This is a genomic window from Leptolyngbya sp. FACHB-1624 (assembly GCF_047649235.1).
Lineage (GTDB): Bacteria > Cyanobacteriota > Cyanobacteriia > Leptolyngbyales > Leptolyngbyaceae > Leptolyngbya > Leptolyngbya boryana.
Map to the genome: position 1 here is coordinate 2,867,806 of NZ_CP180258.1, position 14,281 is coordinate 2,882,086.

The following is a 14,281-nucleotide window of genomic DNA, read 5'->3' on the forward strand; positions in this document are numbered from 1 at the left end:
GGCAGAAATCGGCTACTAGAGAACTCAGGGAGAGCGATCGTGGCTCACAAACAATCCAAAGGAACCTGCGCTTACTGTGGCAAAGAGTGGTCTAAGAGTGGCATCACCAAACACCTTACGACTTGTCCACAACGTCAAGACGCAATCGCCACGACTGAAGGGAAGAAAGGAAATTCCGAATCGCTTTACCATTTGCGGGTGCAGGATACTTACCGTAGCGAATTCTGGCTCGATCTGGAGATGCGCGGCTCTAAAACGCTGCAAGATCTCGATAACTACCTGCGGGCGATCTGGCTAGAATGTTGCGGACACATGAGCCAATTTTCGTTAGGGCGTGGCTTCGAGCGGGAAGTGGGGATGCGGCGAAAGATTAGCGATGCTTTTCAGAAGAGCGATGAACTCACGCACATTTACGATTTCGGCACGTCCTCAGAGACACAGGTCAGATGTGTAGGGGTGCGAGAAGGAAAGCCTACGACGACAAAAGCGATCGTACTCATGGCACGAAACAAGATGCCAGAATACCCGTGCATGGATTGTGAAGAGATTTCAACTCATTTGTGTATGGAATGTTTGATTGAGGATCAATTATCAGGAACACTATGCGACAAACACGCGAAGAGCCATCCTCACCATAACTATGGTGAGCCGACCGAGTTGGTCAATTCTCCTCGAATGGGAATGTGTGGCTATGATGGTCCGGCAGATCCGCCTTACTGATTGCGATCGCGGAAGTTATTCGTCTTCTATGACAAGCTAAAGGGAACCTCGAAAAATTCATTTCTGGACTACCGATGTCGTAGTATAGACGCAACACACCCAAGCGTAACTTTTACATGAGTATCATCGCTGCATTCCTGCCTGTTTTAGGCTACGATTTGAGCCTGATGACACACTAATCGCTTGAAATTGTAAGTCAGATGCTTCGGTCCCAAGTGAGCTGTTGCCGCATCCAGCCCAATCGAGCGCACAATCTTACCTCCCATTGTCATGATCCAGTTGCCAAAGACGTGTTCGACCTTGGCACGAACCCTGGAGCGCTCACGATTGTCTGCTTGCTGTTGTTCGGTCAGCGGATGATTGCGGTAAGCACGTTCATGAATGTGGCTCTCAAACTGCAACAGGTCAAGGACGGCTTCAATTACCTCAGACCGATACGCACTATCTCCCCACACCGCATCCGTTTCGTTGTCATCATCCAACAGTTGCTCCAGCATCTGAGAATCATGCACTGACGCATCCGTGACCGCATAACGCCGAATAAAACCATGCTCGACATCAATGCTGATGTGACTCTTGTAGCCGAAGTAGCTTTTGCCGTGCTTCTTTGTCCACCGTGCATCCAAGTCTCGCTGCTCAAACCGTTTCGGATGCTCGCTCCAACCAGTCGGAATCTCCCCTTGCTCTAGCTGTTCGGTATCCTCCTTGCGGTTGTGCTGTTTCGGAACCGGAATCAACGTCGCATCCACGATCTGCCCCCCTTTGGCTTGATACCCCTGGGTTCGCAGATATCCATCAAACTGCTCAAACAAGGCTTCAATCAGTCCCAACTCGCGCAACTGTTTGCGGAATAACCAAACACTCGTCGCATCCGGGACGACATCCCCGATGCTCAATCCCAAAAATCGCATGAATGAGAGTCGGTCATTCACTTGATACTCTAGTTCTTCATCACTAATGTTGTATAACTGCTGCAATATCAGCAGCTTGAACATCAAAATCACATCATGCGTTTTGCGTCCCGCTCTGCTCTTACGCGGCTTTTCATGCACCCGTTCTAGACTCGCTCGAAACGCTTCCCACTCAATTACTTCACCTAAGCGCACTAACAGGTCTTTCTTCTGTTCTAGTTTGGTCTGACGTTGTTCGATTCTCTCTTTGCCGAATCCTTGTCCCATTGGTGACATTCTCCAAGTGACGCTGCTTCTACCCTGACACTCTTTATCGCTATCTTCCCGGCTCTTAATCTAATTTTTCGAGGTGCCCTAAAGATTAAGGTTTAGCATAATCTCCGTATGCAACTTGGAGGAAAAATCAGTGTTCATCAAGCTACTTGTCATCTTTCACTTAGTTTTCCTTCCAGTGGCATAGCAGCAAAATGTTCCTGTAACAGCCTGTGAATAAATCGATAGCGTCCACCAATGCACTGGAGTAGTCGGCGTTCAGTAGCGTAGTTGAGAAAACGAGCATAGTTCCAAGGAACGACACCGCTAGAGTAGAGCAAGCATCGAAGAACAAAATGTTGAATTACAGCATAGCCTCCATAGTTTAAACTCAAAATCAGTCCTAAGAATATTAGGACAGTCGCCCCAGTAAAGAGTCGATTGTTTAAGTGGCTAGTTATCTGGAAACCTATCAAAAAGAGTGTTCCAAGTAAGGTTCCGCCTACTACACCAACGATTAAAGAACTATTTAATGAATTCCGGATTCCCTGGTTAGGAATACGTTTATCCTGTAAGTCAACACCAGATAAACCAGCCATTAATCCTATTGTTGAAGTGACTAATCCTGTAGCAATTAGTACAAGCAATAGATTTGTTTCAGGTCTTATAAGCATAAAAACTAACAGTAGAATTGGTGCAACGATCACAAGAGCAATTGATGTAAGAAGCAACCCTATTTTTGCTCTTGACCAAGACCATTTTAGATTTTCAATTATTTGAATCTCTCGAAAAAAATCAGCTTTTTTACCAGAAGTAAGACCAAAAAGAATTCCAGCAATTACTCCTGATGTCACGTTCTCTGTAAGTGCAAAGAATATTCCAAAGAGAAGACCCATACATAGATCTATTCCCCATTTAATTTTTAGACAATAACTCCTTTGTAAATTCTCGTTTGATAGGTGAGAAGGCTGTAACGCTTCAATCAAAAAGTCTGTTTGAAAATCTTTGGTGAGCTGTTGAGCCAGCCAGATTAGCCAAAATTGCGTTCTTTCACTATGCGGAATCTGATCGCTATATGAGCTATTTTTAATTTCACGCGCTAGCATTCGTCTCACATACCCATCTAACAAGAGTTTAATTCTTGTAGATGTTGAATTTGCTTGCTGCCATTCTGTCAATTTCAACTCGTCATAGGAAAGAACTGTGATATTTAATAGCAAAGGACTTCGGTTTAGCTCTAACAAATCAGCATCTGATTGCAGGGCTTGCCAAAGCTCTGAACGCTTCACTTTAATTAAGTAGTTCTCGATCTGGCTATTATCTAGCTCGTGAAGCAGAACTGCACCGTTCAAATTTAACTTCTCTTCATATGCTTCATATTCCTCAAGCCGACTACACACCGCAATATATAGTGGATAGTAGTCACTTTCTAATAATTGATTAATCGCTTTCACGCAAGCTAGTTGATACTCTGGTCTTACCTCATCGAGTCCATCTAAAAGCAGCAAAAGGCGCTTCTCTTTAATCCATTCTGCTCCTATATCTGTTGGTTTTTTGTATTTCGATTTCAGTTTTTCAATCAGCCAATCCTTCATCTCTTGCTGAGTACTTTTCCAATCAGATAAATCGAATAGAACTGGTATTGGATAGTTCGGATCGCTTTCTGCTTTTTCGACTAATGCTTGAGATAAATCCAGCAGAGTAGTAGTTTTTCCAGATCCTGGTTTTCCAAGAATTAGGAGTTTCCCAACGATTCCAGGTTGCTCAAAAATTCCAAGGATACTGCTGTTCGGTGGTAACGATTCATTTGGCTTTGTCCCAATTATAATCTGAGCATCCCAAGGACGACGAACTTGATAAGATTGCGACTCCCTGCCTAAATTAATTAATACTTCACTGTGCAGGGATTGATTCAACCGAGATTGAACTTCTTCCTTCACTTCTTGTAGCAGAATCGTTAAATTACGATCGCGTTTGCTCAATAAAAACTGTATTGTTTTCGCGTCGGCTTCAGAAATCACGATATTACGATCGCCTACCACATTTCTATCACCGGTCACAATCACAGTGCGATCTACGCTCCCCTGGATCGTCACTTGGCGCGACCGCACAGCCGTCCTCAAAACCTGCCAATCTCGTTTGCTTAGGTCTTCTCCTGCTTCGATTCGATTAAGAACAGCCTGTAGTGTGGGATCAACCATACTGGAAATTCAACATAGGCTCATCGTTTCGTCGTTTCTAACTATACCGCTTCTTTTTCGGTGGCAAAAATAGAGTTGATAAAGTGCTGTTTTCCCGTAAATCCACAGACTAACGAGGTTATCTTAAAAAGTGGATACCCAACCCGGAGAAAATCTTGTCATGTCCCAAACTTTTGCCCACGGTTATGCTCTTCTTGTTGGGGTTGGACAATGCGCTGATTCCCGCCTATCGCTTCCTGTCACCGTCAAAGATATCCAAGCCCTACGCCAAGTTTTGGTCAATCCTGAGTTGTGCGGCTATTCTGAGTCTCATCTACGATCGCTCCACGACGATAGTGCGACAAAGCAATCTATCCTCGATGGACTAGCGTGGCTCAAAAGCCAAGCCGAGGCTGATCCAGAAGCAACTGTGATTGTGTACTACTCTGGGCATGGCTGGCTCGACACGACTGATCAGAGCTACTACTTGCTGCCTCATGACCTCAATCCGTATGCCTGGAAAGATAGCGCGATCGCAGCAGACAAATTCAACGCTGCCCTACATCAAATTCCCGCAAAACGGCTGCTAGTCATTCTTGATTGCTGTCATGCTCAAGGAATGGCAAGTGCCAAAGATGCACCGATGCTGCCGCCTAATGTCACGCCAACGGCTCCTGCGAAGAGCTTCTTTGATCGGTTTGCTCAAGGAGAAGGGCGCGTCATTCTGCTTTCCTCGAAAGGCGAACAGAAGTCTTGGATTCGCAAAGATGGCGCGATGAGCATCTACACATACCATCTAATTGAGGCATTACGTGGCAAAGCCAATAATCCCGGCGAGACCGCTGTAACTGTAGCGGACGTGGTGAAATATCTCGATCACACTGTACCCATCAGCGCCCAACAAGAATATCAAGCGGATCAGCAACCGTGGGTCAGTAGTGAAACGACAAATTTCGAGATTGCACTAATTCAAGGCGGAAAAGGACTTCCCGCAGGCGGATGGGAGGCGGTGAAAGATCAATCAATCGCATCAGTCAATATTCAAGCGATCGGCGATCGTTCCGTTGCCGCTCGAGATGCCTCAGGGTCAACGATCGTCACTGGGGACGGCAATGTAGTGGGCAACCGAAATGTGGTTCAGCGCGGCAAGTATAATCTCAATGCTGGACAGATTCGAGGACTTCGCTTAGGAGACTCAGTGGATGAACAGGATGATGACATAAGTACCACTCGCTCCGACAAAGGATTTGAACCGTTACCCGGTGAAGCGCAACCGATCGCAGCCACAAAATATGTGTGTCCAGAAGTAGACTGCGAAATTTCTTGGGTGCGTCGTTCTGTGGGACAAGCAATTCCGCAATGCTCGATTCACCATATCAATCTTGTCCCCGTCCGCCGTTCATAAAGGATGCTATGCTACCAAAGTTTTTGGAGAGTCTGGGCGATACACTTGCTAAAGAGTGGGTTGCAAAGGTCTTTACGCCTGCCTTTGTCTTTTGGTTTGGGGGATTATTGTCTTGGGTGTTGCACTCGCAATCAAACTGGGATACCTTTGAACAATGGCTGAACCAGAAAACACTCGTACAGCCCCTGACCACTCTCATTGCCGGACTGCTCATCGTTGCGACTTCCGCGATCGTCATTCAGCAACTTGAATTCTCGATCTTGCGATTGCTCGAAGGCTATTGGTTCCGATGGCTGCGTCCGTTGAGACGACAATTAATCAAGCGGCAGAAGGCGAAAATTGATCGAGCAGAAAAGCGATTTCAGATCTTGGCAAGTCAGGGAATTGAGAAGCTTACACCAGAAGAAGCGGATGAGTATGTTCAACTCGATTGGCAACTGAAGCAGACTCCAACCGAGAGAGATCGCTTGATGCCGACGCGATTAGGCAACATTTTGCGAGCGGCTGAGCGTCGTCCCTTGGAAAAGTATGGATTAGAATCAGTGGTTTGTTTTCCACGCCTCTGGTTGATCCTGCCCAGCGAGGTCAAAACTGAACTATCTGAGGCACGAGCCAGACTCAACACGATGGTACGGATCTGGATCTGGAGTGTGCTGTTTTTGGTTTGGAGTGTTTGGGCATGGTGGGCAATTGCGATCGCTGTTTTTTCGGCATTGCTTGCCCATCGTTGGATGCTTGATGCGGCTGTAATTTACGGAGATTTAGTAGAGTCTGCCTTTGATTTGCATCGCACAATGCTCTACAAATCCTTACGATTCCCGTTACCCAAGAATCCCACCGAGGAGCAACGAATGGGACGGGCGTTGACCGATTATCTTTGGCGGGGATTTACAGAGCCAGAGCCTAGTTTTGAAAACTTGGATAAGGCGAAGGATGGGTGATTTGAACGCGGGAGGACAAATTTAGATTCACAAATGCCACATCAATTGTCTAAGAGTTTGAGAAACGGTATTGGTATAACGCTTGAATATCCCAAATAATCTGCAAAAATGTTTCACATTGCCGCTCAAGAAATCGACGATGCCTAGAGACGAAGCCAATCCAACAGCAACTCAGTCAGCCCACAGTTTTGAGCAGGTGCATGAAACTGAAGGCAATCATTATGCTGAGCAGAATGTGCAGCAGAAAGGTAAGTATGCAATTAATCTAGGGAAAGGGCAGAGAGTTCACATCGGCGATCGCATTATCTACCAAACAGATATATCGGCAATCCGGCGAATTGTTAGAGAAGAACTTTTAATCCACAACAAGGAGTATGGAGAACCGATTAAAACAGGCTTGAGCGCCTTGGCAGAATTGATGCAACTCCCCACGGTTCAGCGAGCGGTTACTGCCTTTCGGGTTGATTTCCAAGCAGCACATCAACAAATTGACGTGATTGCTGATCTAAAAGAGCTTCATGATCAGCTTCACACTTTGGATCAGTGTTACCGCAGCATTGCAAGAGATAAGCACCTTAAGACCTTCACAGAGGACTCGATTGCTTTAGAAAGCTTAATAGGATATCATCAGGCGCTTGAGGTCGTGATTGTTCGTGTATGGGAAATTGCAAATCGACGGATTATTAGTATCAGCAAATTGACATGGTTGGAAAAATTAGAGCAGGCGCACCAAGCGTTGCAGCAAGCGATCGACTGCTTGAGCGTAGAGCATTTGCAAAAGACAATTTGGCTATTGGAGCGAGTTCTAGCAATTCAACCCTCGCGCATTAACACCAGTTTGAATGCAGCCGCAGGTGCACTACGTTTACCAGCGCTAATCACTGCAACTGCAACGATATGGCAACAACTAAAAGATAGCGAGGTTGATCTAGGAAAATTGAGCCAGTTCAAAGATGGAGTGGAAGCGCTTGCTGAGCTAGATAGTAGATTAACTGCCCTGATTATTGCTCATGACTACCTACAGGAGATGGATTTAGATCTGCGACGGATTGAGGCAAATTTGGATTTAGATTTGACAGAACTGGAATTGTCCTGGTCTGATTTGAGAAGCAAGACTGAAATGCTGTTTGAAAACCAAATCGATGATTGGGCAGTTTCTTTTAAGCAAGATTGTCAGAACCTGAATTCAGCACTTTTAGAGAAAAATCCAGCAAAAATAAGGCGGTGCTTCTGGTCATATCAAAGGCAGGCAAGACATAGCTTCTACAAAGTTGACGTAACCTTAAAAAGGCTGTGTGACGAGTTAAGAAAAGTAGGTGAACCCTTAACTGCTATTTTGAGGATACTCGAATGAGCCAGCCTATCATTCCCATCCAAACAAATGATGGAGAAGCTTTTCCATCCCTGGCAGCACTTAGAGTGCTTCACAACCAGTTGCTCCGGCGATATCGAGAGCAGGGAAACGCTCCTGAGATACTGGATGAAATTGCGGCATTAATTCGTCGAGGTAAGAAACTTGGAGCCTTGCTAGACAGCGAAGACGATCGCTGGGCTGCCCAAGGACTTCTAGATTATTGGTCATCGATGCTATATCGAGCGGGTTATGAACCTCCTGATGCCACGTTGGATGAATTCGATTCAACGGATGCTCCAAATCTAGAGGATAGTTCATGTCCCTATGTAGATTTTGAGCCGTTCCAACGAATTCAGAGCGCAAATTCAACTGTCAGCGAGCTGCGAGAAGTCATCGAGAAGCCAGCAGAACTGGTTGGTCTAAAGTTCGAGGAAGGGATCGTTGATGCTTTGATACAAGACACACTCTATGAGCCAGATGGCGCATCGCTATTGCAGTTCATTTTGCTAAGTTTATGGGAAAAGCGCGATCGCAACAAAATTACTTGGGAAAGCTACCGACAGGTTAGTAGAGGACGACAAGCATTGATTCAAGCTGCTGATCAATTCTTTGATGGATTGACCTCAGAAGAACAAGACATCTTGAAGCGCATCATGCTGAATCTAGCTGAATTCGGCAAAGGACCCAATCTGGTTAAAAGAAGAATTACTCGATCAGAGCTTTATGACTTGTTAGAACCTTCTGAAGAAGTGCAATCGTCTACAAACTTAAATCCGTCATCCACAACCGATAACGCAACCCGTTCTGATATTACATCGGCAAGCGATGCCTCTTCAATGGAGTTTAATGAGATTCTCCTAATGCTTGCCAGTAATGCCCCATCTCCGTTCACATCAGGCTCTCCTGACATTCAAGATCAATTCTATGGTTTGTTAAAGCAACGGCTTCTTTTTGAAAGTCAACGTAAGCCACCATTGTTTCCGTGGGAAGCAGAGCTACCTGCTAATTATGAAGTAGAGGAGTTAGCATCTCTTGGAGCTACCACACAACCTTCTCAAACGATCTCACTATCCTTCTGGAGTCCCCAACTCACCCATCTTCAATTACCTGTATCGATGCCGAAAGAACTTTTAGAGCAACTTCTAGAGCATTGTCAAACAGTAGCAGTACGGTCTCTAAGAGAAGGGGCAAAATTGGTGAAAGCTGTAGAAACGCTCTTTCCAGGTCAACATCAACTGCTCAACAATGTTGCGGGTTATGTGATGGTCTCGCCGACTCGATCAGGGAATGCCAAGCTGCAAGGCGAAAATAGGGAGGGGTTGCCAGCGTCATTTGATAGCGCGATCGAGACCCAGCAGATGGCTCTGTCTCTACTGGCAGCACGGCAGATCATAGAGGCGCTGACTATCTATGTTTGTCCAGAGGGGTCTGTAGTTGAGCGTCGGTGGAATACTAAGGCTGGTACACTTCTACTGAAAGCAGCTTATAGAAATAATCAATTACTGATTGGAGTAAGGATTCCCTGCGGAGGAGAGATATTCCTGCAAACTCAGGCAGAAAACGTCAAGGCACAACGCGATAATATTGGCAGTGTACGGCTAAGCCTGTCCGATCCTGGTCTGGATCAGATCTATCCGGTCAAAATTCAGCTTGCTGCCCCAAATAGTCCAAGCATCACTTTTGCAATTCACCTTCTTAAAGAGTAGAACTATGGCAAACCGTTTGATCGATCAAGTTTTAGATAAACTGATTCAAGCGAGATTAGTTCGCTTATCGCCAGGTGCTACGTTGGAAGATGAGCAGCTTGAACTTACTCACGAATGTTTGATTCACAACTGGAGTCATTACCAAAGATGGCTGGAGGAAGAGGAATTAAAGAGGTACAGACGTTGGCGTTTAGCGAAAGACGCTCAAGAATGGGTAATGCAGGGAAGACCCGCTGATCTCCTACTACACGGAAGAAGGCTAACAGAGGTTAAAGCTTACGAAAGTTTAAGTCACCTAGAGAAAGAATATATTCAAGCCAGTGAATCTCACATCAGGGAAATTCAGGAACAAGAGAAAACTCAAAAAGACCAAATAAGGTTACTTAGGCACCAACTTGCAACAGTCAGACAACGAGAAGAAACTCAAAGACACAGACTGCGATCGCTCGAAGCTGAACTTCAGGCAGCGAGACTGCACGAAGCAAGCAAAACTTCTAGACTTCAGCAGCTAGACAGTACGGCTACGAAATTATCAGTTCAAAAGAGACGAAATCAATACCATCGCCTTCTGACAATTTTATGTTTAATATTGGCGATCGCAACGACAAGTATTGCAGTTCTGGCAATTCAGCGAGCGGCCCAGACAGAAACACAACAAGTTCGATGAATTGAATAGTACAAACGCTTGGCATGAATTAAACTGATGTGAAGGAAATCTCTAAAAGCGAGTAAAGTGGGATCAATTCAACAAGCTTGAGTATAATCCAAGCCATTCTCAAGCTTCGATATACACATCAGGGATGCTTGACGACGATCTGGGTGACATCATTGAGCGGCTGAATTCCAAGACGCTTACGGACGAGGATATCCAACTTCTGTGCCAACTACTGCAACAAAATGTCAACCAAGGCGTTTTGCAGTCAGGGAAATTTAACTTGGCAATTGAAGAGGGGAGCGATATCCAGGTTGGCGATCGATACACAGGGGCAACACCTGAGCAAATTCTAGCCATTGTGCGGGGATTGGTTCAAGAACTGCAAGCGTTCCAGCGGACTCCTAGTTCGCCCTCTTCTACTGAAAATGCCGAAGACGATGTGGAGGATCTCCCTCTTAGAAAGCTAGTTCTCGATTCAACTACGGTAAAAGCAATCAATGCGAGACTAGAAATTATCCAGGAGATTTCAGAGTCTGGCTACCTGCCAGAGACTTTTCAAAGTGAACTCAGACAATTGAAGCAACGCCTCCAGAATTTCCGCACACTAAATGAAGATTTGCAGCGAATTTCAGAACAGGGCGATCGCTTGATTCAAAGTGCAATTGCAGAGATGAGACTACAACTCAATGAACTCAGATTGGCAGGTCGAGGCTTGGCTGAAGATACTCAAGCTCAAATCTCTCAGATCACTCTAGACTGCCAGCAGGCAGAAGTCCAAATTTTCCAAACATTCACCGCTCGACTTGAGAACAGCCGTCTTGGTGCAGAGTGGATTGAAAAAAATATGGAGCCACTAATCAAATATGGTAGCAGAAAAGTTTTTGAACAATTTCCTGAACTCGATGCTTCTGAGCAAGCGATCGATGATTTTAAGTTCTCATTGAAGCAGTTTCTTGAGCAGGTCAATTTCTGCCTGTACTGGGGAACTTATGACATACTAGATTCGCGTGAAATTCCGCTTGTTTACGGAGTAGAGCAGTATGAAGTTGCTTTTCAAGCTGTCAAAGAACGGCTCTCAAAGCAACTTCGCAGCGAAACAATTCAAGAAATGCAAGCCTGTCTCGATTACTTAATCGAGTGCCTGCAACTCTACTAGCAAAGTTTTAGGTCAACGCCTAGAATCTCTAAGGTCTCGTTCAACCTGCTGAATATGCATGAGTAGCTGCTGGGCTTTAGCCGCCGCTGCAGGATGCTGACTCGAAATTGTCTGAAACACTTCGTTGGTAGAACACCCCTGACGTATCAAATTCTTGATGTCTTCATCAAGCTGATAGTAAGGAGAATTCATAAGCTATCATTCATCCCAAGAACGACTCTTACTTTTACGAAATTCAAACTCCTGATCCGGAGGATGTTAGAAAAAGTCTCACTAGCAATATGAACTAGCGATCGCTTTTTGCCGCAGAGCGTTCCTCGCGCTCTTTTTCTTGACGCTCACGCATGGAATGCTTTTCAGCTTCCACCTGCTTGCTGTATTCATCCACAAAGCTTTTGGCTTCAGGAGTTGTCTCACAGCCATTTTGCCGATGCTCTTCTAAAGCATTCTGAAGCCAACTAAAGGCACCCATGCTTTTTCTCACAAAACTACCTACACAAACTGCTTTCAAGGTCACATACCGCTGTCAGGACGATTTGGCAGTTTTCTAGAAAGTTCTTGACCAAGATTAGTATAAATAATCAGTACAGATAAACTATATTAGCAATTGAAATTTTTCTTTTGCGAAGCTGCAACCTGGCAGTTCAAACTTTAGATAAGGAGAAATAGAAACTCCAATTAGAATAGAAGCAAATTAAGTCTTCTACCCCGTGCAAAGCCGCTTATGCCCTCCGACGATGAACTGAGCAGAATTTTTGATCGCATTGCAAACCAACAGCATACCGATGCAGATCTAGAGATGTTGCGGCTCTGGTTGATCGAAAGTAGACAATCAATAGGCAAATATGAGTTCAATCTGGAACAAGGACAGAACATTCATATGGGAGACCGTACCTACATGGGTGCAGATGCAGACACGATTCGTGAGATTTGCCGCGCACTGATTCAAGAACTGCAATTGACTTCTGAGGATACTCGCTTTCGACCTGCCGCCGTTGATGGACTAGTAGAGCAGGTACGATCGCGGTGTTGTTCTAAGATTCTAAACCTGTACAGCAAGATTCAGTTGTTGAATCGTCAGTTAGTGGATGTCGATCAGTTCTACGTAGATGTTTATCTCCTGGAGAAGTTGTCAAACGAAACCTTTGCTACAATTCCAGGACTTTTGAAAGGTAGAGATTTGAGTGATAGCGATCGTATTGGGTTAGGAAAGCGTGGCGCAAGACAGTCTGGTGTAGAAGCTGTGTCTAAGCACTCAAGACTAATGATTTTCGGAAAACCAGGATCAGGTAAGAGTACGTTTCTGAGACATTTAGCGGTTGCCTGTGCGAAAGGCGAAATTTTAGCGGAATATATCCCTGTTCTGTTTGAACTCCGATTTGTGCGGGAATCGAACCAGTTCGATCTATGGGAAATTCTGAAGCGTGAGTTTCGAGTAAAGGAGCGATCGCAGGTTGAGCAAATTCTGGATCAAGCACCGATATTTCTGTTACTTGACGGATTGGATGAAGTCCCCGCAACATTCCGACAGACGGTGCAGAACCAGATTTTAGAGTTTTTCCTTGATCAGCATAATAGTCGATGTATTCTCACTTGTCGCACTCAAACCACAGAATATGTTCTATCTAACTTTAAGTCTGCGGAGGTTGCGGATTTTAATGCAGGACAAGTGGAAACGTTTGCAAAAAAATGGTTTCGTTCGATTGCAAGTTCACCGGATGAAGCAGACGAGTTAAAGAATCATTTTGTGCAAAAATTGCGCGAAAACATCTCAACAGCAGAGTTGGCAGTTACACCAGTTCTATTAAGCTTGACGTGCTGGGTATTTGGAGATTTAAAGGATCTGCCGTCGAAGCGTTCTGTTTTGTATGAGCAAGGTATTAGATTGCTGTTAGAGCAGTGGGACGAACGGCGTGGGATACAACGACAAGGAAATAGTGCAATCTATCGTCAGCTGTCAGTCAGAGAGCGTCAGGAGCTTTTAAGTTTCATCGCAGCTCGTAAGTTTGAGCAAGAGCAATATATTCTATTTGAGCAAGCAGAACTTGTTAGTTACATCGCTGAGTATCTGAAGATTTCGAGGGAGGATGCTGAGGCAGTGTTAGAAGACATTGCAGAGCAGCATGGATTATTGATTGAGCGATCGCAAGAAATTTGGTCATTTTCGCATCTAACATTTCAAGAGTATCTAATCTCTATGGAGATCATTCGATTGAACTTGTTTGATCAACTCACATTCCATGTTACTGAGAAGCAATGGAAAGAAGTATTTCTTCTAACAATTGAGATGCTCCCTAATGCAGATCTGTTAATTATTTTAATCAAGCAGAAAACTGATCAATTACTAGCAAATAGTGATGAGTTACAGAGGTTTTTATCTTATCTAAACTCTTTTGCCATTTGGACTAATTTCCCTAACGAATTGGCTGTTATTCGAGCATTACTTCTCGACCTAATGTTGGATTTCTTCGCTCAATCATATAATAGTTTTAGCCTCTCTAGTACCATAGATAGCAAATTTAATAGAAACCTAACACTGGAGCGCTGCACAAATCTAGAAAAAGAATACTATTTAGTACCTATCTGTATATATAAAAGTTATTTTTGTCTTGGCTTTGACTTGAAGAATTTTCATGTTTTCGGATTTGAGAATTCCCCCGAATTGAGAGAACAACTCCAGCTTATGATTGAAAGACTGCCCGAAAGAGAAGAGTTACATCGTGAACATTATCTTACCTGGTGGGTAACGTCCGGTAGCTGGATGATTGAAGTAGTAATAAATACTGCAACTAATAACCCTGACACTTTCATGAAATTGCAGTTTCTTAAGGAAAATGTTAAATTGCTAAAAGATTACTATCAAGCTAACAAGCTTTTGGTAGACTGTCTTAACCGAGGCGGTGAAGTCAGTCTTGTAGTACGGCAGAAAATTCAGGCAGAACTCTTGTTACCGCTCACTGAAATCGAAAAACGTAAACCGCAAAATTAATTCAGTAGGATT

The 14,281-nt window shown here is 44.5% G+C and carries 11 protein-coding genes and 1 pseudogene; 9 read left to right on the plus strand and 3 right to left on the minus strand.

Features of this window, described 5'->3' with window-relative positions; all coding sequences use genetic code 11:
- The first annotated feature begins 39 nt into the window (after positions 1-39).
- Entirely contained in the window at positions 40-720 is a 681-nt protein-coding gene (locus ACMUEV_RS13305; RefSeq protein WP_190650012.1) for a hypothetical protein, read from the plus strand.
- A gap of 146 nt (positions 721-866) precedes the next feature.
- On the opposite strand, the gene ACMUEV_RS13310 is transcribed toward ACMUEV_RS13305, so the two are convergent.
- Both ACMUEV_RS13310 and ACMUEV_RS13315 read right to left on the minus strand, forming a co-directional pair.
- A complete protein-coding gene (locus ACMUEV_RS13310; RefSeq protein ID WP_415354662.1) occupies positions 867-1,898 on the minus strand; it encodes an IS5 family transposase in 1,032 nt (343 codons plus the stop codon).
- A gap of 158 nt (positions 1,899-2,056) precedes the next feature.
- Entirely contained in the window at positions 2,057-4,084 is a 2,028-nt protein-coding gene (locus ACMUEV_RS13315; RefSeq protein WP_190647544.1) for an NACHT domain-containing protein, read from the minus strand.
- A gap of 160 nt (positions 4,085-4,244) precedes the next feature.
- On the opposite strand from ACMUEV_RS13315, the gene ACMUEV_RS13320 reads away from it, so the two are divergent.
- The 6 genes from ACMUEV_RS13320 (at position 4,245) to ACMUEV_RS13345 (ending at position 11,280) form a co-directional block, all read left to right on the plus strand.
- Positions 4,245-5,468: a caspase family protein gene (locus tag ACMUEV_RS13320; RefSeq protein WP_190647546.1), complete on the plus strand. Its 1,224-nt coding sequence runs from the start codon at positions 4,245-4,247 to the stop codon at positions 5,466-5,468.
- A gap of 8 nt (positions 5,469-5,476) precedes the next feature.
- Complete coding sequence (locus tag ACMUEV_RS13325; protein WP_190647548.1) at positions 5,477-6,409, plus strand: hypothetical protein; 933 nt, start codon at positions 5,477-5,479, stop codon at positions 6,407-6,409.
- A 139-nt stretch (positions 6,410-6,548) separates the two neighbouring features.
- Entirely contained in the window at positions 6,549-7,763 is a 1,215-nt protein-coding gene (locus ACMUEV_RS13330) for a toll/interleukin-1 receptor domain-containing protein (protein ID WP_190647550.1), read from the plus strand.
- Positions 7,760-9,469 (plus strand): hypothetical protein, encoded by a 1,710-nt coding sequence (locus tag ACMUEV_RS13335; RefSeq protein ID WP_190647552.1) that lies wholly within the window; start codon positions 7,760-7,762, stop codon positions 9,467-9,469. Before ACMUEV_RS13330 ends, ACMUEV_RS13335 begins: the two co-directional genes overlap by 4 nt.
- Positions 9,470-9,473: 4 nt before the next feature.
- Positions 9,474-10,136 (plus strand): hypothetical protein, encoded by a 663-nt coding sequence (locus tag ACMUEV_RS13340; RefSeq protein ID WP_190647554.1) that lies wholly within the window; start codon positions 9,474-9,476, stop codon positions 10,134-10,136.
- 133 nt (positions 10,137-10,269) lie between these two features.
- Complete coding sequence (locus ACMUEV_RS13345) at positions 10,270-11,280, plus strand: hypothetical protein (protein WP_190647556.1); 1,011 nt, start codon at positions 10,270-10,272, stop codon at positions 11,278-11,280.
- 286 nt (positions 11,281-11,566) lie between these two features.
- Here the strand turns inward: ACMUEV_RS13345 and ACMUEV_RS13350 are convergent, their stop codons facing one another.
- Positions 11,567-11,752 carry a hypothetical protein gene (locus ACMUEV_RS13350; protein WP_190647558.1) on the minus strand — a complete coding sequence of 62 codons (186 nt, stop codon included), beginning with the start codon at positions 11,750-11,752 and terminating at the stop codon, positions 11,567-11,569.
- A 252-nt stretch (positions 11,753-12,004) separates the two neighbouring features.
- Here ACMUEV_RS13350 and ACMUEV_RS13355 point away from each other — a divergent pair.
- Both ACMUEV_RS13355 and ACMUEV_RS13360 read left to right on the plus strand, forming a co-directional pair.
- Positions 12,005-12,208 (plus strand): annotated as a pseudogene (locus ACMUEV_RS13355) (hypothetical protein); the annotation flags it as partial.
- Positions 12,209-12,346: 138 nt separating this feature from the next.
- Positions 12,347-14,269 (plus strand): NACHT domain-containing protein, encoded by a 1,923-nt coding sequence (locus ACMUEV_RS13360; RefSeq protein WP_348251645.1) that lies wholly within the window; start codon positions 12,347-12,349, stop codon positions 14,267-14,269.
- Positions 14,270-14,281 lie beyond the last annotated feature (12 nt).

Bases quoted from the DNA above. Each gene is read 5' to 3' on its own strand.
- ACMUEV_RS13350 (WP_190647558.1), bottom strand. From the start codon at position 11,752: ATGGGTGCCTTTAGTTGGCTTCAGAATGCTTTAGAAGAGCATCGGCAA.
- ACMUEV_RS13335 (WP_190647552.1), top strand. From the start codon at position 7,760: ATGAGCCAGCCTATCATTCCCATCCAAACAAATGATGGAGAAGCTTTT.
- ACMUEV_RS13330 (WP_190647550.1), top strand. From the start codon at position 6,549: ATGCCTAGAGACGAAGCCAATCCAACAGCAACTCAGTCAGCCCACAGT.
- ACMUEV_RS13315 (WP_190647544.1), bottom strand. From the start codon at position 4,084: ATGGTTGATCCCACACTACAGGCTGTTCTTAATCGAATCGAAGCAGGA.
- ACMUEV_RS13310 (WP_415354662.1), bottom strand. From the start codon at position 1,898: ATGGGACAAGGATTCGGCAAAGAGAGAATCGAACAACGTCAGACCAAA.
- ACMUEV_RS13345 (WP_190647556.1), top strand. From the start codon at position 10,270: ATGCTTGACGACGATCTGGGTGACATCATTGAGCGGCTGAATTCCAAG.
- ACMUEV_RS13325 (WP_190647548.1), top strand. From the start codon at position 5,477: ATGCTACCAAAGTTTTTGGAGAGTCTGGGCGATACACTTGCTAAAGAG.
- ACMUEV_RS13320 (WP_190647546.1), top strand. From the start codon at position 4,245: ATGTCCCAAACTTTTGCCCACGGTTATGCTCTTCTTGTTGGGGTTGGA.
- ACMUEV_RS13340 (WP_190647554.1), top strand. From the start codon at position 9,474: ATGGCAAACCGTTTGATCGATCAAGTTTTAGATAAACTGATTCAAGCG.